Raw genomic sequence first — 17,633 nt, 5'->3', positions numbered from 1 at the left:
TGCCGTGGGAGTGGTCGTCCTGGATACGCTGCTCAAGATCGGCGGGGACGCGCGCCGCTGCCGCTGTGGTGAACACGGCCCAGGACCGCATCGATCAGGAGTGAGGATGAGCAAGGTCGACCCGAACAGGATCATGGAGGACCGAGCGGTCAACCGCTTCGCCGCACTCATGCAGGAACACGCCCACATCGTCCAGAGGATCGACGGGCGCAACGACTTCGGTGAAGACCTGTACGTCAGCTTCGTAGAAGACATGCACACTACCGGTGACACCATCGCCGTGCAGGTCAAGGGTGGTGTCTCCTATCGCGGCGGCAACGGCTACCTGGTGCAGATCAAGGGTCACCGCGACTCGTGGCTCAACACGAACGTCCCTGTCGTGTGCGTCGTTTACGACCCTGACACCAGCCTGCTGTACTGGGCCAACGCATCGCACCAGTTGCGACAGGCGAAGGCGGAGAGCCGGGACCTCCGCTCGATCGCGATCTCGGCTGCGGACGTCCTGGACGAAAGCTCGATGTCGTCTTTTGTCCGGACGATGCGCGAGTACGTGGCCGAACGGGGACAGCTGCGGCAAGCGCTCGGCAATCTCAGCGGACAGGTGTTCGACACGACGGACTACCTGTCGTACTCGATGAACGAGCACGGTGAGGAGATGGTCTTCCGCCAGCGGCGTGGTGAACAGGTGGCGACCTTGTTGCACCGCGACGGGGGCTGGGAGCCGATCGAGGTCACCCCGGATGCTCTGACCCTCGGCGACCAGTTCGCGGCCCTCGGTCTGACGACGGTCAGCCAGTTGGCGGATCACATCGGCAACCCCGAGTTGAAGGAGTTGGCGGTGCAGTTCGAGGACGTGGATCTGCGGTCGTTCGCGGACACGATTTCGGTCGTCGGCAGCAGGTTCATCGTCGGCTCGAACGAATTGGCGTGGCTGCGCGCCTGCGCGCAAGCGAGCGCGTGGTGGCGGTCCGCTCCTTCTTGATCCCTGCGGAACGGCCCGCTAGAGCAACGCGGTGAGGCGCTGTTCGACGTGGTCCAAGGCCATGCGGACCGCGCCGAGTGCGACGTTGCCCGCGCCCAGCGCCGACACCCGCAGGTCCACCGGGACCAGGAGCATCCGGCCGAGGCGTTTTCGCACCGCGTCGAACAGGACCTCGCCCGCACGGGACACGCCGCCGCCCACCACGACCCGTTGCGGGTCCATGATCAGCAGTTGCACGGCCAGGCCGCGGGCGAAGCGGGTCGCGATGGTGTCCACCACGGACGCCGCCGCCGGGTCGCCGGCCGCCGCCGCGTCGAACAGCGGGGCGATGTCGGTGCCCTCGGCGAGCCGGTCCCGCAACGGGCTGTCGCAGCGCTGCACGCCCAGCCGCAGGATCTCGCCCGCGCCGACCAGGCGTTCGAACGCGCCCAGCCCGTCGGTGGGGGGCTTGGGCTCGTCGTCCAGGTCGGTCACCAGGTCGATGAACCCCAGTTCGCCGGCGGCGGAGGACGCGCCGCGGTAGGGCTTGTCGTCGATCACCATGCCGGTGCCGATGCGCTCGCCCCACTGCACGAACAGCAGGTTGTCGCCCGCCTCGCCGCGCCACCGCTCCGCGACCACGGCCAGGTTCACGTCGTTCTCGATGCCGACCGGGCAGCCCAGCCAGTCGCGCAGCTCGGCGATCACCGGCAGGCTGGACCAGCCGGGGATGCTCGGGGCCAGCACGACCTCGCCGCGCTCGTGGTCCACGATCCCGGGCGTGCCCACGGCGACCGACCACAGGTCCGTCGGGGTCACGCCCGCCTCGTCGGACACGGCGGTGAGCGTGCTGCGCAGCAGGGGGACCATGTTCGGCCCGGTCGGGCTGACCGCCTCGCGTTCGGCCAGCACGTTCCCGGCCAGGTCGGCGATCATCACCAGGACCTTGTGCGGCCCGACGTCGATGCCCGCCACGTGCCCCAGCTCCGCGCGGAACCTGGCCCGCTGGGCGGGGCGGCCGATCTGGTGCTCGGTCGGGCCGGAGAACTCGGCGATGCCCGCCTCGGCCAGCGCGGTCAGCGCGCGGGTGACCGCCGGCCGGGACAGCCCGGTGGCCACCACCAGGTCGGACACCGTGGCGGTGTGCCCCTCGGCGTCGCGCAGCGCGTTGAGGACGGCTGTGGCGTTGATCCGCCGCAGCACGTGGGGCCCGGTGGCCGCCGATCCGGATGACACGTGCGCCTCGCTTCCGTGCTCTCGTCGCGCACGCTAGCAGGTCCAAGCCCTTGACAGATGGTCCAGACCATAGCAGAGTATCGAACGGTTCGTTACTAAGTGCGCCCAGCTCACGTCCCTGCGGTGAGATTCGGCTTGGGGGAGGCGACTGTGGAAGACGTGAAGTACCGGCTCATCGCCGATCACCTGATCGGCGCCATCGACCGGGGCGAGTACCCGGTGGGCAGCGCGCTGCCCACCCTGCACGACCTGATGCACAAGTTCGGCGTGGCGCGGGGTACCGCGCGCGCGGCCGTGGCCGTGCTGGTGGCCCAGGGCGTCGCCACGTCCAAGCAGGGCCTGGGCACGCTGGTGTGCGGCACGACCGTCCCGTCCCAGCCCACCACGCCGCGGATCCTGCCCGACGGCGCGACCTACCCGAAGGTGGTGCTCAGCGGCTGGACGGCGGCCGGCCCCGACATCGCCGGGCGGTTCGGGCTCACCACCGGCAGCCTGGTGGTGCACCGCATCCGCCACCACCACACCGGCACCAGGGTGACCAGCATCGACCAGCAGTGGCTGCCCAAGGTCGTGGCGACCACCATCGAGCAGCACACCGGCCACGACATCTCCGACCGCAACGACACCCCGCACCCGGACCTGACCCCGTTGCTGCGCAACGCGGGCCTGGACCCGATCGTGGCGACCGTGCAGCTCGACGCCCGCCTGCCCAGCCGGCACGAGGCGGACACCCTGGACATCCCGGTCGACGCACCGGTCCTGGTGGTCCACCGGATCACGCACGGCTCGTCCGGCACGCCCGTCGAGGCCACGACAACGGTGTCGAGCACCGGTGGCTCGGCCCCGAAGTTCACCATCCCGCTCACCGGCTGACCTCCGCGACGCTGCGACCGTCGAGGTCGACCGGCGGATCCTCCTGCTCGTCCCGCACAACGGGGTGCGCGAGCAGCCGCAACCACCGCGCGGTTCCACCGCCCCCACTCCACGAGCCCCCGCCGCCACGGTCCCGCGCCGCCACGGTCCCGCGCCGACGCCTCACCCGGCCGGCAGCGACCGTCCCGTCCGTCCGGCGTGGGTCCGGTGCCGCGTCCGATGCACGGGCGTGTGCTCGACGACGACCTGCGCGCGCCTGGCGGAGACGCCCGCGGCGGCCAGGATCCGGGCCGGCAGGCGGGTGTGGTCCGACGCGGCCGCCAGCGCCAGCGCGCGGCGCGCCGCCGGGCCCTCCGCGTCCGGCGGGACCACCAGCAGGTCGACGTGCCGCCGGTCGGCGCCGGCGACCTGCACGACGTCGGTGTCCAGCGCGGTGAACCCGATCAGCACGACGGTGCGCCCGTCGACCTCGGCCCGGTCCGGCGCGGGACCCCAGAACGGCTCGGCGAACACCACGCGCGACACCGCGCCGAGCCGGTCGGCGAGCGCTTCGACCAGGGCCGGGAGTTCGGCGACGAGGTCGCGCGAGCGCGGCCACCAGGCACCGTCGACGTGCCCGGTGGGCAGGGCGGGTGGTTTGAGGCTCAGCCGCAGCGGCGGGCGGGCCGGTTCGGTGGTGGGGGAGGTGGTGGACGGGACCGACGGCGTGCCGGTGCTCCGATCCCCGGCCGCGAGAGCGGTCAGCCCGGGCTCCTGGGGACGAGTCGACGCCGGTCGGGATTCACCGTGCGGTTCGCGGCTGTGGATGCGCGACATGGGAACACTGCTTCTTCCCGGTACTGGGACCGGATGTCCGACGCCTCGGATGGGGCACCGTCGTACCGGATGTCCTTCACCCTACGCGTGGGAACGGGCCGCGAACCGGTTCACGCCGGTCTAGGATCGCGGTTCGTGAGCACACTGCCGCCCGAACTCCGGGAACTGGTCGAGTCCGGGCCGTTGGTCCACCTGAGCACCATCAACGCCGACGGCAGCCCGCAGGTCACCGTGATCTGGCTGGGCCTGGACGGCGACGAACTGGTCAGCGGCCACATGTCCCGGCACCAGAAGCTGCGCAACATCGAACGCGACCCGCGCGTGGTGCTGTCCTTCGTCGCGCCGCGCAACCCCGAGGCGTTCCTCAACGAGTACGCCGTGCTGCGCGCCCGCGCGACGGTCGAGCCGAGCGACGGGGCGTGGGACCTGCTCGACCGGCTCACCAAGGTCTACATGTCGCCGGACACCACGTTCCCGGCCCCCAAGGGCCCCGGTTACGTCGTCCGCTACTCGATCGAGCGCGTCGGCGGCGTCGGCCCCTGGGCCTCCTGAGGCACCGCCGGCGGGCGTCACCGGGACGCGGCGAACGCCCGGCGGCAGTGGGCGAGCAGCTCGCGCACCGCCGGGCCCCGGGTCGGTTTCCAGACCAGCGCGAGAAGTCCGGGGACGTCGACGTCGTCGATCGGCACGGCGGTGAGCCGGTCCCGGTAGTGGGCGACCATCGACTCGCTGAGCAGGGCCACGCCCAGCCCCCGGGCGGCGAGGTCGGCGATCGCGTCCGGCGCGCCCGCCTGGAGCGCGATCGCCGGACGCAGGTCCTGGGCCGCGCACGCCTGGTCGAACACCGTGCGCAGGCCCGTTCCCGGCGGCATGCACACCAGCGGGTGATCGACGAGCTTGCGCAGGGTGAGGCGCTCGCGCGTCACCGGGTGGTCGGGCGGGACGGCCGCGACCAGCCGTTCGCTGACGATGACCAGCGCGTCCAGCCCGTCCGGGGTGCTGTTCGCGGTGCCGACCAGGGCGAGGTCGAGGCCGCCCGCGCGCACCGCCTCCACCAGGTGGGCGGAGTTGGCCTCCTGCAACGAGATCTCCACGCCGGGGTGGGCCCGGTGGAACGCCGCCAGCGCGTCGAACAGCGGGGTGACGGTGCAGCCGTCGACCATCCCGAGGGCGAGCCGGCCCCGGATCAGGTCGGTCACCTCGCCGACCGCCTGGCCGACCGCCTCGGCGGCGGCCAGCGCGGCGCGGGCGTGCTCCAGCGCGGCCTTCCCGGCGGTGGTCAGGGTCGCGGTCCGCGCGGACCGGTCGAACAGCTCCGCGCCCAGTTCGCGTTCCAACTGGCGGATCTGGGCGCTCACCCCGGACTGGCTGATGTGCACGCGCTCGGCGGCGCGGGTGAAGTTCCGCTCCTCGGCGACCGCGACGAAGTACTCCAGCTGCCTCAGTTCCATGACTGTGGATTCTAGTAGCCATCTGAACCATCTGTTGGACTTCTGGTCGGGTGGCGGCGAGGCTGGAAGCACGGCAGATCACCCAGGGAGGAACCCCATGTCGGAGTACGAGAAGGCCATGCGCCCCGAGGACATCACCCGCCTGTTCGTCGAGCGCTCCAACGCCGGTGACGCCGCCGGTGTCGCCGCCCTCTACGAGGAGGACGCCGTGCTGGCCTACCCGCCGGGCAGCCAGACGGTGGGCCGCGAGGCGATCCGCGAGCTGTGGGCGGGCGTCCTGGCCCACAACCCCGTCTTCGAACTGGAGACCCCGTTGCCGACCCTCGTCAGCGACGACATCGCCCTCACCTCGACCCCGCCCAAGGACGGCTCGGGCGCCCGCGCCCAGGTCGTCCGCCGCCAGCCCGACGGCAGCTGGCTGCGCCTGCTCGACCAGCCCGAGTTCGTCACGCCGACCGACTGATCCGCCCGATCGGGCCGTCACCCCCGTGGGACCAGGGGGACCACGGGGGTGCCCGACCGGTGGGCGGGGTGCGCGGCGGAGCCGCCGTGAAGGAGGCTCCGCCGCACTCCCGCGTCAGGCCGTCGGCACCGGAGCCGCCGCCAAGCGGTCCAGGATCCGGCGCTGGCGGTCGCGGTACTGCTCGACGTTGGCCAGCTTCACGTCTTCGTAGCCGCGCACCATGTCCGGCAGGGCGGCCAGTTCCGCGACCACCGCGAGGTCCACATCGGACACCCGGAACGCGCGCACCACCGCCGCCCGGTACTCGGCGACCAGCTCCCGCTCCACCCGCCGCACGTGGGCGTACCCGAACACGTCCAGCCGCGTCCCGCGCAGCTTCCGGGCCGCCGCCAGCACCCGGAACACCGGGCGGAACCACGGGCCCAGGGCGATCTTCTTCTTCATCCCCAACGCCCGCAGGACCGGCGGGTGCAGCCGGTAGGCCGCCCGCGCCCCCTCGCCGAACTCCACCTTGATCTTCTCGGTCAGCGCGGGGTCCAACGACAGCCGCGCCACCTCGTACTCGTCCTTGTACGCCATCAGCTTGTACAGGTTGCGGGCGACCTCGACCGTCACGTCGGTGGCCCCGCCCTCCAGCTCCCGCACCCGTTCCACGAACTCGACGTACGCCCGCGCGTACCTCTCGTCCTGGTACGCCACGAGTTCGGGCACCCGGACGTCCAGCACCCGCCCCAGCTCCGAGCCCGGCTCGGCCCGCACGACCGCCCGGATCGCCCGCGCGGCGGGGGAGAGCACGGGCGCGGACCCCTCGACGGCGGCGGGTCCGGCGGCCGGTTCGGCGGGCGCGGCGACCAGCTTGCGGCCGTGCCGGAACGCCTGCACGTTCGCGGCGACCGCCACGCCGTTGAGTTCGATGGCCCGCTCGATCGCGGACGCCGGCAGCGGCAGCGCACCGGTCTGGTAGGCCGCGCCCAGCTGGAGGATGTTGGCGAACTGCCCGTCCCCGAACAGCTCCTCGGCCACCGCGCGGGCGTCCAGCGCGACGGTCCGCGCCGTCGCGGACTCCAGCACCGAGTGGATCCGGCCGGGCTCGGGGAACGCGACCGACGTGTCCACGACCATCTTCCCGGTCGGCACCTCGGTGGTGGACACCACCGCCACCGTGCGCGCGGGGTCGGTCGCCGCCAGGTTCGCCGGGTCCGCGCCCACCAGCGCGTCGCACGCCAGGTAGAGGTCGCACTCGCCGGCCGCCAGCTTGGCCGCGCGGTCGGTCGGCACCGCGGTGACCTTCAGGTCGGACACCACCGCGCCGCCCTTCTGCGCCAACCCGGTCTGGTCCAGGGTGCGCACGTGCCGGCCGTCCAGCACCGCCGCCGTGGCCAGGATCTGGCCCACGGTCACCACTCCGGTGCCGCCGATGCCGGTGATCCGCACCGCGAAGTCGGGGCCCGCCGTCACCGGCTCCGGCACGGCGTCGGCGGCCAGCTCCGCGGCCTGCCGCCGGCGCGGCTTGCCGGCACCGGGCACGACGGTGAGGAACGACGGGCAGTCGCCGTCCAGGCACGAGTAGTCGACGTTGCACGACGACTGGTGGATCGCGGTCTTGCGGCCGAACTCGGTCGGGACCGGCTGCACGGACAGGCAGTTGGACTTGGTGCCGCAGTCGCCGCAGCCCTCGCACACCCGCTCGTTGATCACCACGCGGGTCGCGGGCGTCTCCTGCTTGCCACGCCTGCGCTTGCGGCGCTTCTCCGCCGCGCACTCCTGGTCGTGGATCAGCACCGTGACGCCGGTGATCCTGGCCAGCTCCTCCTGCGTGCGCAGCAGTTCCGAGCGGTCGCGGACCTCGACGCCGGACGGGAACGACCGGCGGCGCAGCTTGCGCGGCGCGTCACTGGTCACCACGACCTTCCGCACGCCCTCCAGCAGCAGCAGGGCGGCGATCTTCTCCACGGGCAGCCCGCCGACCGCGTCCTGCCCGCCGGTCATCGCCACGGCCGAGTTGTAGAGCAGCTTGTAGGTCACGTTCACGCCCGCCGCGACCGCCGCGCGCACCGCCAGGCTGCCGGAGTGGGTGAACGTGCCGTCGCCGATGTTCTGGGTGAAGTGCGGTGTCTCCACGAACGGCGCCATGCCGATCCACTGCGTGCCCTCGCCGCCCATCTGGGTCACCCCGACCAGCGAGCCGACCTGCTCGGGGTCCATGAACAGGCTCATCGTGTGGCACCCGATGCCGCCGCCGACGATCGTGCCCTCCGGCACCTTCGTGGACGAGTTGTGCGGGCAGCCCGAGCAGAAGTACGGCGTGCGGGCCAGCAGCGGCACGGCGATCCGCTCGCGCCGGCCGCGCTGCCGCCACGCGTCGACCGACCCGATGCCCAGCGGCGCGAGCAGCCGGGCCAGGCCGGTGGCGATGCCGTCCGGGTCCAGCTCGCCGATCTCGCCGAACAGCGTCCGCCCGTCCGGGCCGGTCTTGCCGTGCACGGCGGGCGCGTCGGCGCGGCCGTACAGGACGTCCTTGACCGCGGCCTCGATGAACGACCGCTTCTCCTCCACGACGATCACGGTGTCCAGGCCGTCGGCGAACTCGCGCACGACCGACGGCTCCACCGGGTGGATCACGCCGAGCTTGAGCAGCCGGATCCCGTGCCGGGACAGGGTGTCCTCGGTCAGGCCGAGCCGGTCCAGCGCCTGCCGGACGTCCAGGTACGACTTGCCCGCGGTGACGATCCCGACCCGGTCGCCCGCGCGGCCCCGGACGATCCGGTTCACGCCGGAGACCCGCACGTACTCCAGCGCCAGCGGCAGCCGGACGGTGTAGAGGCTGCGCTCCAGCCGGGCGAGTTCGGCACCGAGCAGCCGGGACGTGGGCTGGTGGCGGTAGGCGTGGCCGGGCATCTCCGGCGCGGTCCAGTGCGGGCTGACCAGCGCGGTGCTCGACGCGTCGGCGACGTTCGCGACGATCTTGAGCGAGGACCACACGCCGGCCGCGCGGGACAGCTCGACCGCGTGCCGGGCGTGGTCGAGCACGTCCTGGGAGTCGGCCGGGAAGAACACCGGGATCGCCAGGTCGGCCAGCGCCAGGTCGGACGCGCACGGCACCGTGGAGGACTTCGCGTTCGGGTCGTCGCCGACCAGCGCCACCGCGCCGCCGTGCGGGTCGGTGCCGGCCAGGTTGGCGTGCCGCAGCGCGTCGGTGGCCCGGTCCAGTCCGGGTGCCTTGCCGTACCAGACGCCGGTGACGCCCCGGTAGCGGCGGCCGGGCAGCGCGCCGGTCAGCTGGCTGCCCATCACCGAGGTCGCGGCCAGCTCCTCGTTGAGGCCGGGCCGGTGCACCACGTCGTGCTTGTCCAGCAGGGTGGCGCGGCGGGCCAGTTCGAGGTCGTAGCCGGCCAGCGGCGACCCCTCGTAGCCGGAGACGAACACGGCCGTGCCCTCGCCGCGCCCCCGGTCGTGGCGGACGCGGTCGAACAGCATCCGCACCAGGGCCTGTACCCCGCTGAGGTGGACGATCCCGTCCTCCCGGAGGTAGCGGTCCTCCAAAGTGAACGCCTCCACGCCGTGCTCCTTCACTCGACACCGATGCGGTGCGCGTCACACCACACGGTGTGCGACCCGGATGCAACATCCGGGTCCGTTTTCGCCCCCGCGACGCAAAGGACGAAGCCTACCTGCGCCTTTTCCCCGGATTTTTTGCGCGGGGAACTATCCTGGCGGCTGTGCCGGAAGAACTCGACGCCACCGACCACGAGATCCTCGCCCTGCTCCGCGAGGACGCCCGCCGGACCCTGTCCGACATCGCGGGCCGGGTCACGCTGTCCACGGCGGCGGTGAAGCGGCGCATCGACCGGCTCACCCAGGTCGGCGTCATCACCGGGTTCACCGTGCAGATCGACCACGCCAAGCTCGGGTGGGGGATCGAGGCGTTCACCGAGCTGCGGTTCGTCGGCAACACGAAGGTCTCCGACATCCTCGACACCACGACCCGGATGCCCGAGGCGCAGGCCGTGTTCACCATCGCGGGTGACCCGGACGCGCTGGTCTGGCTGCGGGTCCGGGACATGGCGCACCTCCAGCGCACCATCGACGAGATCCGCCGCCACCACCAGGTGACCGGCACCAAGACCCTGATCGCGCTGGACTCGTGGACCCGGGGCCAGGACGGCTAGCTGTACTGACCTGCGAGGTCGGGGACGCGGCCCGCGGGTGGTCGGCCGCCCGGTGCGGTGTGGCTGCGGTGGTGATTGTGGGTGCCGTCCGTGGACGCGGTGGCCGCCGCTGTCGGGGATGGTGCCGGGTTTCTCGATGTCGACGTGGACCGGGTCGCCGGGGGCGGCGTGTTCGTGGCGGCGCACGACGCGGCCGGTCGCGCGGTCCGGATGCGACATCCCAAGGGCAGTACGGGTAACCCGGGTCAGGTGGGCCGCAGCGCCGAGGCGAGGAGCCGGACGGCGCCGGTCAGCGCGGCGCGCGGGTTGTCCTGCCAGTGCGGGGTGAGGGGTTGCAGGCCGGTCGACAGCGGGTACCGCCGGGCCAGGTCGGGGATCTGCTCGGCGGTCGCGTGCGCGTGCCGGCTCCACTGGGTGATCTCCGGCCGGTCCAGCCGCCGGTACGCGGCGGCGGTGTCGGCGGTGGCGCGGACCGTGGCGTAGAGCATGGTCACGGCCGAGGGCCGCGCGCCGGGCGGGACGTCCCACGCGTGGAAGACGCCCAGCAGCCGTTCGAGCCAGTCCTGTTCGTTGGGGCCCTGGGTGGCCTGCGACCACGGGCGCTCGGTCAGCCACGGGTGGGCCAGGCAGACCTCGAACAGCGCGTCCGCCCACGCCTGGAGCGCGTCGGCCAGGCTCGTGGTCGGGTCCTCCCACGCGGGCAGCGCCGAGGCGTGGTCCTGCATCAGGGCCAGCAGGTTCTCCTTGGTGCCCACGTACGGGTAGAGCGCCATGGCGGTCTTGTCGAACTTCGCCGCGATCGCCCGCGTCGACACCGCCGGCAGGCCCTCGGCGTCCGCGATCGCGATGCCGGTGCGCAGGATCTCGTCCAGGTCGAGCTGCCGGCGGGGACCCCGGCGCGGGGTGGGCAGCGTCGTGCCCCGGTGCCGCCAGAGCCTGCGGACGTGGGCGGCCACGTCGTCGTCGGGGGTCGTCGCCATAGTGCGTACAGTCTATAGTGTTTACGTTGTATAGTGTTTTCATCGGTCTCACCTCGGAGGGGTTCCGCCATGGCCACCGCACGACTGCACGACGACGCGTCCCTCGAAGTGGCGGTGTTCGGCGCCGGCCCGACCGTCCTGCTGCCCGTCGGCACCGCCGTGCGCGACGACGACGAAGCCGAGCGGATGCGCGCCTGGGGCGCGGACCCGAACCTCGGGCACACCCTCGCCACCGGCCTCGCCGACGCCGGCTTCCGCGTGGTCGCCGCCGACTACGAGGGCCACCTCGCCCGGCACCCGAAGCCCGGCACGCTCGACGCGTCCGCCGTCGCCGCCGACCTGCTCGCCCTCGCCGACGCGGCGGGCGCGGACCGGTTCGCCTACTACGGCTACTCGTGGCTCGCGCTCGCCGGGCTCCAGCTCGCCGTCCGCACCGACCGGCTCACCGCGTTGGCCATGGGCGGGTTCCCGCCCCTGGACGGCCCGTACGGCCCGATGCTCACCGTCACCCTCGCCACCCACCAGATGGCGCTGGAAGACCGGCCGGCGGCCGACAACTCCGCGGCGGTGCCGGGGGACTGGGACAGCGTGGAAGTCGCGCTGGACCCGGACCAGACGCGCCAGTACGTGACCCTGTACGAGTCGCTCCAGGACTTCGACGAGCGGGCCGCCCTCGACCGGCTGGACGTCCCGAGGCTGGCGTTCGCCGGGGAGAACGACAACATCACCTACGGCGAGCGGTGGGACAACGCCCACGTCGTCATCGCCGACGCCCTCGAACGCCACCGCGACGAACTCGTGCGGCGGGGTTGGACGGTGGAACTCGTCCCCGACACCGACCACATGAGTGCGATGCGGGCCGCCACCGTCCTCCCGCTGCTGACCCCGTGGCTGGCATCCGCCCTGTCCTGACCGCGCGGTCGCCCGCCCTATCCTGCTGATCATGGACGACAGGACAGCGGCGACAACGCCCGCCCCGGCCTGGGGAACGAGGCCGGCCGCCGACGCCGACCGCGTTCCCCGGCACTGGATCCTCCAGTGCAACCCGGAGAAGTGGGACGTCTGGTCCTGGCTGGAGAGCCGGACCGGTCCGCTGCACCACTGGACGGTCGTCAACCACCTCAAGCGGTTGCGTCCCGGCGACCGCTTCGCGCTGTGGTTGTCCGGTGCCGGCGCGGGCGTCTACGCCCTGGGCACCTTGACCTCGTCGCCGTACTTGAGGGAGGAGTTCGACGAACACTGGGCCGAGCACCCCGAGCGCAGGCACGTGGTCGACGTGCGCTTCGACCGCTTCCTGTTCGACGAGCCGCTGTCCAAGCGCTCGCTGGTGGCCGACCAGGACTTCGCCGGGGCGTCGGTCGTCCGCCAACCCTTCGCCGCCAACCCGATCCCGCTCACCGCGCGGCAGTGGTCCGCGATCGAACGGCCGGCGGTCGGCCGGGGCCGCACCGATCGGCCCGGACCGGCGGAGACGGTGGTGACCTCACGGCCGGTGGGCGGCGTCCCCGAGACGACGACCGCGACCGGCGGAGCGGGACCCCGGGAGGTCGGGTTCCCGGAGGCGAAGCTGGTGAAGGGGTACCAGGAGTTCCTGGGCCGCGAACTGGTCTGCCTCAGCGCGCTGCTGCCCACGGGCGAACGGCTCGTCTGCGACCTGTTCGACGCGACGACGAACACGCTCATCGAGGCCAAGGCCTCCAACGCCCGGCTCGACGTGCGCACGGCGCTCGGTCAGCTCCTGGACTACCGGCACCACATCAGGCCCGACGCCCGGCTCGCCGTGCTGCTGCCCTCGGAACCGTCGCCGACCATCGTGGAAGTGCTCCGCGCCAACGGGGTGAGGACGATCCACCGCGACGGCGACGTGTTCCGCGAATCGCCCTGACCCGAACCCCTCGGCCCGGCCGGCAACCCCCGGACGACAGCGGCTGCCGGCTCGGGTGAGCCGGCAGCCGCCGTTGGTCGAGGACGCCGATCAGCAGGCGCCCTGGTCCTGCCACACGGCCCAGGAGTTCGGGTGGCCCGGCTCCGCGCCGACCGAGTACCAGGTGGACTTCCACTTGTGGCTGTTGTGCGACACCAGGTCGTTCGGCACGTAGGACGCCGAAGCGCTCCACGCCGGAACGCCGTCGCACCCGCCGGGACCGCCGCCGCCGGTGACGGTCAGCGTGTACGTGGCCGACCGGGACGAGGTGCCCGAGCCGGTCACGGTGATCGTGTACGTGCCGGCCGTCGCCGTCGCCGCGACCGAGATGGTCGCCGTGGACGACGCGCCGGACTGCACGGTCGACGGGTTGAACGCCACGCTGACGCCGCTGGGCGCACCGCTCGACGAGAGCGCGACGCTCTGCGGCGAGCCCGACGTGGTCGCGGTGTTCACCGAGAACGTGCCGGACTGGCCGACCTCCACCGAACCCGACGACGAGCCCAACGACAGCGAGAAGTCGCTACCGCCGCCGCCACCGGTCACGGTGAGGGTGTAGGTCGCCGTCTTGGTCGCCGTGCCCGCGCCCCGGACGGTGATCGGGTACGTGCCGTTGGCCACCGTCGAACCGACCGACACCGTCGCCGTGGACGACGAACCGGACTGCACGGTCGACGGGTTGAACGCCACCGACACGCCGTTGGGCTGGCCGGTCGCGGTCAGCGCGACGCTCTGCGCCGCACCGGACGTGGTCTGGGTGTTGACCGTGAACGACCCGGTGCCGCCGACCTCGACCGAGCCCGAACCCGGGCTCACCGACAGCGAGAAGTCGCTCGCCGGCGTCTCGCTCACGGCCTGCTTCCAGATCGTGTACGCGATGCCGTCCGCCGAACGGTCCAGCGCGGTCGGGTTGATGTTGCTCGTCGTGTCGCACGAGCTGTGGTAGCACGAGTCGTACGCCCCGTTGGCCGTGCCGCCCCACTTCTGGGCCTGCGCGTTGGTCTTGCGCGCCGACGCGCCCGTGGCGTAGCCCGACGAAGCGATGCCGGCCCGCTGGAACGACGCGTCGTCCGAGCGGCCCGCGCCCTCGACGTTCTCCTCGGGGGCGAGGCTCAACGACGTCCAGTACTCCCGCAGCGGCGCGGCCGCGGCAGTGCTGATGTTGTTGATGAAGTAGCCCGCGTTGCGCGAGGCCACCATGTCGAAGTTGTAGTACGCCTTGATCGCCGACTTCTGCGCGGCGGTCAGCTGGCCCACGTAGAAGCGGGACCCGTTGAGGCCCTGCTCTTCGTCGGTCCACCAGCCGAACCGGACGTGCTTGGTCATCGTGGGGTTGCGGGCGGCGAGCTGGAGGGCGTTCTCCAACAGCGCGGCCGAACCCGAGCCGTTGTCGTTGATGCCCGGACCCGCCGACACGCCGTCGAGGTGCGCGCCGAACATGACGGTCTGGTTGACGTCGCCGCCGGGCCAGTCCGCGATCAGGTTGTTCGACACGTAGGTGCAGCTGGTGCACCGCTGCTCGGCCACGGTGTAGCCCGCGGCCTGGAGCTTGGCCTTCACGTAGGCCAGCGACTGGGTGTACCCGCCGCTGCCGGCCCGCCGGTTGCCGCCGTTGCTGGTGGCGAACGACTGGAACTGGGACAGGTGGCCCTGCACCGCGGCCACGTCGATGTTCGGCGGCGCGAGCGCGCTGACGGTGGCCGTTGCGCCGGGCTGCTGGGCGTCGGTCGCCAGCGCGGGCCCCGCGGACGTCGTCACCCAGGCGAGGGCCGCGAGAGCGACCGCCGCACCCAGGGTTCTGTGCTTCATCCGAATGCTCCTCGTGAGGCAGGGAATTGCCCGGCCGTCCCCGCCCAGCAGGTATGGGCGGTGTGCGGTGGCCCCGGCCGAACCAGCGAAGCGTCGCATTCCGGACGCTTCGCTAACTAGGGCTTCCGGTAGGTACCGGACGCGGCGGCGTACCGGCACACTTTGGGGTTGCCTACCGGACGACTGTCCCAAAAGAACGGACAATTCGGTAATTTCACGGTTGACGGCAGGGATTCTCAGCAGAACTCGGGACCGTGCGGCCCCGCGCAGGCCCCGAGCGCCCACCCCTCGGCGGTGTACCGGGCCACCTGCCCGCCGCCGGTCACGTCGACCGTCGCGGTGACGATCCGGTCGATCCGCGTGTTGTTCACCGTCACCCGGCAGACCGGGGCCGTCGCCGTACAGGTCGGCGGCAGCGGCGCGCCGGACAGCGCCCACGAGTAGCCACCGCCCGCGACCGGCGGCTCCACCCGGAAGACGATCACCGACCGGTACGACGGGCGCGGCGACGTGCAGTAGCCGCCGGAGGTCGAGCGGTCGACCTCCCGACCGGCCGGGAGGTAGGCCGCTGCCGGGGACACGGTGCACGTCAGGCCGGTGGCTCGGACGCCGGTTTCGGCGGTGGTGTCGGCACGGGCCGCTGACGGCAGCACGACCAGGGACGTTGCGACGGCCAGGAGGACAGCGGGGAGTCTGCGCACGGGGGACCCCTTCGATGAGGTTGTCCGGGCTGGATCCGCCAGCATCACCCGCCGCATTCCCCCGGCACATCGCCTGAACGGCCTGACCCCCTACCGCCCGGAGCAGGCCCTTTCCACGCCGGTGGTGGTCAGTTGCGCCGAACGGCCGGACCGAGCAGCGCGGTGAGCGGCCGTTCGACCTCGGCGAGCAGTTCCGCGCCGAACACGCACACCGTGTGCTCCCAGGGGTGCCCGAACGTGCCGAGCCGCAGATCCGGCGTCAGGTAGAGGTAGTAGTCGCCGTCCGGGTAGGCCCAGCCGGGCCACGGCGGCAGGCCCGGCCCGCCGACCCGCGCCGGGTCGAAGCGGTAGCCGACGTGCTGCCAGTCGAGCCAGTACAGGGGTTCGCCCGGCCGGACGCACGCGCGCAGCCCGTCCCGCACGATCCGGTCGAGGTCGCCGGGGCCGTGGCGCAGGTGCCAGGTCACCGACCCCGCCGGCTCGGAGATCCCGGGAAAGCGGTGGACGCTGGGCCGGAACCCGAACCCGACCTCGAACCGCTCCCACATCCGGTCGTGCTCGGCGTGGTCGAACAGCGCGGTCACCGGCCGCGTCGTCGCGCCCGACGCCGTCCCCCAGTGGTACGAGGTGAGCGTGGTGATCTCGCACATCCCGTTGTCCCGCAACGCATCCCGCAGTGCGCCGTCGGCCTCCACGACCATCAGCCGCGCGCCCGGCCGTCGTTGCCAACTCGCGAGTTCCGCGCGCTGCCAACGCCACTCGCACAACTGCCCGACGTGCTCCAGGCCGGGGTCGGCGATCCCGCCCACCCGGAGGAACGGGGTGCCGACGACGTCGTAGGCCCACAGCCCGGCCACGACCTGCCCGTCCCGCACGACCACGGGTTCGTACCCCTCCAGGTCCGGCTCGTCCACGTCGAACCCGTCGAACGGCTGTCCGTGCGGGCCGGTCCGCTCGGCCAGCCGGCCAAGCTCCTCCCGCTGCGCCCGCGTCGCCCAGGGCAACCACGCCGCCGGGTCGGGCCACGCCTGCCCGAGCGCGCCGACCATCACCGAACGTTCCCAGCCACGCCGGAAACCGGCGGCTTCGAGCCGTGCGGCGAGGTCCCCGGAGTCGTGGGCGTGAACCCGCCACTCGACGGGCTCGTCCCGTGCGGCGAACACCTCCTGCTGCCGCGCGATCACCCCGTCGACCGGTCCCGTCAGCGGGCCGTGGTCGACCGTGCCGTGGGTGCCGTAGTGGACGCGCACCAGCGGTCCGTCGCGCTCGACCACCGCGCCCACCGGGGCGTGCCCGGGTCCGTTGCGGAGGTCCGCGTCATAGGCGGCCAGGAGTTCTTCGGGTGTCACGGCACATTTCTACCGTCCGGCCGTTCGCCGTCGAACCGGGTTTTCCACCGGCCGGCGGGAGCCGACATCCCTCAGCCCTCACGGGTATCGGGCCGCACCCCGTCCAGCCACACCACGTGCACGCGGCGTACTCCTCCCGACCATGAACTGTTCTCGAACAGCCTCCGAGCGCTGTCCGCGCTCTGTGCGTGCAGCGGGAAGTCCCCTTCCACGGAGTTGACGTCCGCTCGACCTTCATAGGCCAGGCCGTAGCCCGCCACTCTGGCGTCTTCGGGCCGGTCGTACTCCTCCACGAGCGCGAACCGCCGTGGTGCGTCCGCTGTCGCCAACTCCCACAGCGGCCTGGTGAAGTCCTCGGTGCATGCCGTTGACCCCACAACGGTTGGTGCCGCCACGCCGGCCAGATCGTTCACGAACTTTCCTTCCGAGGGTTCGAATGAGGTCGGCACGCTGAGCGGTCGCCGCCAGGCGTTGCCGAGGTTGTGGCCTGCGGCGCTCCGTACGGCGACCGGCGGCACGTCAGGCTTGACGAGAACGGTTTGGGTATGATCTCGAAAAGATCCTCGAACCGCACGGGTGCCAACGCGGCCAACGCCCCGCCGATGAACGCCGGGCCGGGCCGCAACTCCCCAGTGACCACTCGTTTGATCGTGGAGCGGTTGACGCCCATGGCTTTCGCCATCGCGTAGTGGGAGCGGAGTCTCGCCAGATCGGCTGTCCGCAGGAAGGTCTCGGTGCGGAGCTGAATGGTGTACGACATCGTGGGTTCGACCCGGCCCCCTCGCCCTGTTCGGGTGATTGGATGTTCATGAACGACATGGTTGGCTCGTCGGACTGCGATGGTGTCGCGCCCTGCAACGTCGACCCCCGGGCGCGATCAAGCCTGGAATACAGGTGGGTG

General features: G+C 72.2%; 16 protein-coding genes. 7 read left to right on the top strand and 9 right to left on the bottom strand.

Annotation, left to right across the window (positions count from 1 at the left end; genetic code table 11):
• Nucleotides 1-106: 106 nt before the first annotated feature.
• Nucleotides 107-982, top strand: coding sequence for a DUF4365 domain-containing protein (locus tag AC0HI0_RS19510; protein WP_480933797.1), 876 nt, complete (start codon nucleotides 107-109; stop codon nucleotides 980-982).
• An 18-nt stretch (nucleotides 983-1,000) separates the two neighbouring features.
• Here the strand turns inward: AC0HI0_RS19510 and AC0HI0_RS19505 are convergent, their stop codons facing one another.
• A complete protein-coding gene (locus tag AC0HI0_RS19505) occupies nucleotides 1,001-2,197 on the bottom strand; it encodes an ROK family transcriptional regulator (protein ID WP_480933796.1) in 1,197 nt (398 codons plus the stop codon).
• Nucleotides 2,198-2,347: 150 nt separating this feature from the next.
• Here AC0HI0_RS19505 and AC0HI0_RS19500 point away from each other — a divergent pair, with 150 nt between their 5' ends.
• Nucleotides 2,348-3,070, top strand: coding sequence for a GntR family transcriptional regulator (locus AC0HI0_RS19500; protein ID WP_480933795.1), 723 nt, complete (start codon nucleotides 2,348-2,350; stop codon nucleotides 3,068-3,070).
• A 162-nt stretch (nucleotides 3,071-3,232) separates the two neighbouring features.
• Here the strand turns inward: AC0HI0_RS19500 and AC0HI0_RS19495 are convergent, their stop codons facing one another.
• Nucleotides 3,233-3,886: a DUF5994 family protein gene (locus AC0HI0_RS19495; protein ID WP_480933794.1), complete on the bottom strand. Its 654-nt coding sequence runs from the start codon at nucleotides 3,884-3,886 to the stop codon at nucleotides 3,233-3,235.
• 135 nt (nucleotides 3,887-4,021) lie between these two features.
• Between AC0HI0_RS19495 and AC0HI0_RS19490 the strand changes: the two genes are divergently transcribed.
• Nucleotides 4,022-4,438, top strand: a complete 417-nt coding sequence (locus tag AC0HI0_RS19490) for a PPOX class F420-dependent oxidoreductase (protein WP_480933793.1) — start codon at nucleotides 4,022-4,024, stop codon at nucleotides 4,436-4,438.
• A gap of 17 nt (nucleotides 4,439-4,455) precedes the next feature.
• On the opposite strand, the gene AC0HI0_RS19485 is transcribed toward AC0HI0_RS19490, so the two are convergent.
• On the bottom strand, nucleotides 4,456-5,337 hold the full coding sequence (locus AC0HI0_RS19485) for a LysR family transcriptional regulator (protein ID WP_480933792.1): 882 nt from the start codon (nucleotides 5,335-5,337) through the stop codon (nucleotides 4,456-4,458).
• A 97-nt stretch (nucleotides 5,338-5,434) separates the two neighbouring features.
• On the opposite strand from AC0HI0_RS19485, the gene AC0HI0_RS19480 reads away from it, so the two are divergent.
• The gene (locus tag AC0HI0_RS19480) at nucleotides 5,435-5,800 is read left to right on the top strand and encodes a YybH family protein (protein ID WP_480933791.1); all 366 of its coding nucleotides are present in this window, start codon (nucleotides 5,435-5,437) and stop codon (nucleotides 5,798-5,800) included.
• Nucleotides 5,801-5,914: 114 nt separating this feature from the next.
• Here the strand turns inward: AC0HI0_RS19480 and AC0HI0_RS19475 are convergent, their stop codons facing one another.
• A complete protein-coding gene (locus AC0HI0_RS19475) occupies nucleotides 5,915-9,358 on the bottom strand; it encodes an indolepyruvate ferredoxin oxidoreductase family protein (RefSeq protein ID WP_480933790.1) in 3,444 nt (1,147 codons plus the stop codon).
• A gap of 161 nt (nucleotides 9,359-9,519) precedes the next feature.
• Here AC0HI0_RS19475 and AC0HI0_RS19470 point away from each other — a divergent pair, with 161 nt between their 5' ends.
• The gene (locus AC0HI0_RS19470) at nucleotides 9,520-9,969 is read left to right on the top strand and encodes an Lrp/AsnC family transcriptional regulator (protein ID WP_480933789.1); all 450 of its coding nucleotides are present in this window, start codon (nucleotides 9,520-9,522) and stop codon (nucleotides 9,967-9,969) included.
• Between the two features lie 245 nt (nucleotides 9,970-10,214).
• On the opposite strand, the gene AC0HI0_RS19465 is transcribed toward AC0HI0_RS19470, so the two are convergent.
• Nucleotides 10,215-10,949 (bottom strand): TetR/AcrR family transcriptional regulator, encoded by a 735-nt coding sequence (locus AC0HI0_RS19465; protein ID WP_480933788.1) that lies wholly within the window; start codon nucleotides 10,947-10,949, stop codon nucleotides 10,215-10,217.
• A 69-nt stretch (nucleotides 10,950-11,018) separates the two neighbouring features.
• On the opposite strand from AC0HI0_RS19465, the gene AC0HI0_RS19460 reads away from it, so the two are divergent.
• Both AC0HI0_RS19460 and AC0HI0_RS19455 read left to right on the top strand, forming a co-directional pair.
• Nucleotides 11,019-11,861 (top strand): alpha/beta hydrolase, encoded by an 843-nt coding sequence (locus tag AC0HI0_RS19460; protein WP_480933787.1) that lies wholly within the window; start codon nucleotides 11,019-11,021, stop codon nucleotides 11,859-11,861.
• 31 nt (nucleotides 11,862-11,892) lie between these two features.
• Nucleotides 11,893-12,834 (top strand): EVE domain-containing protein, encoded by a 942-nt coding sequence (locus tag AC0HI0_RS19455; RefSeq protein WP_480933786.1) that lies wholly within the window; start codon nucleotides 11,893-11,895, stop codon nucleotides 12,832-12,834.
• A 90-nt stretch (nucleotides 12,835-12,924) separates the two neighbouring features.
• Here the strand turns inward: AC0HI0_RS19455 and AC0HI0_RS19450 are convergent, their stop codons facing one another.
• The 4 genes from AC0HI0_RS19450 to AC0HI0_RS19435 form a co-directional block, all read right to left on the bottom strand.
• Nucleotides 12,925-14,682 carry a M28 family peptidase gene (locus AC0HI0_RS19450; protein WP_480933785.1) on the bottom strand — a complete coding sequence of 586 codons (1,758 nt, stop codon included), beginning with the start codon at nucleotides 14,680-14,682 and terminating at the stop codon, nucleotides 12,925-12,927.
• 236 nt (nucleotides 14,683-14,918) lie between these two features.
• Complete coding sequence (locus AC0HI0_RS19445; RefSeq protein WP_480933784.1) at nucleotides 14,919-15,383, bottom strand: hypothetical protein; 465 nt, start codon at nucleotides 15,381-15,383, stop codon at nucleotides 14,919-14,921.
• Between the two features lie 128 nt (nucleotides 15,384-15,511).
• Entirely contained in the window at nucleotides 15,512-16,732 is a 1,221-nt protein-coding gene (locus AC0HI0_RS19440) for a DUF2716 domain-containing protein (protein ID WP_480933783.1), read from the bottom strand.
• A 71-nt stretch (nucleotides 16,733-16,803) separates the two neighbouring features.
• Nucleotides 16,804-17,145, bottom strand: a complete 342-nt coding sequence (locus tag AC0HI0_RS19435) for a hypothetical protein (protein WP_480933782.1) — start codon at nucleotides 17,143-17,145, stop codon at nucleotides 16,804-16,806.
• Between the last annotated feature and the right edge of the window lie 488 nt (nucleotides 17,146-17,633).

This window comes from Saccharothrix sp. NBAS 001, assembly GCF_056640475.1.
Note: the sequence above shows the minus strand (reverse complement) of the source record. Positions and strands in the feature narration are given on the sequence as shown.

Coding starts and splice junctions, on each gene's coding strand:
- AC0HI0_RS19450 (WP_480933785.1), bottom strand. CDS start 14,682: ATGAAGCACAGAACCCTGGGTGCGGCGGTCGCTCTCGCGGCCCTCGCC.
- AC0HI0_RS19485 (WP_480933792.1), bottom strand. CDS start 5,337: ATGGAACTGAGGCAGCTGGAGTACTTCGTCGCGGTCGCCGAGGAGCGG.
- AC0HI0_RS19460 (WP_480933787.1), top strand. CDS start 11,019: ATGGCCACCGCACGACTGCACGACGACGCGTCCCTCGAAGTGGCGGTG.
- AC0HI0_RS19510 (WP_480933797.1), top strand. CDS start 107: ATGAGCAAGGTCGACCCGAACAGGATCATGGAGGACCGAGCGGTCAAC.
- AC0HI0_RS19455 (WP_480933786.1), top strand. CDS start 11,893: ATGGACGACAGGACAGCGGCGACAACGCCCGCCCCGGCCTGGGGAACG.
- AC0HI0_RS19480 (WP_480933791.1), top strand. CDS start 5,435: ATGTCGGAGTACGAGAAGGCCATGCGCCCCGAGGACATCACCCGCCTG.
- AC0HI0_RS19495 (WP_480933794.1), bottom strand. CDS start 3,886: ATGTCGCGCATCCACAGCCGCGAACCGCACGGTGAATCCCGACCGGCG.
- AC0HI0_RS19465 (WP_480933788.1), bottom strand. CDS start 10,949: ATGGCGACGACCCCCGACGACGACGTGGCCGCCCACGTCCGCAGGCTC.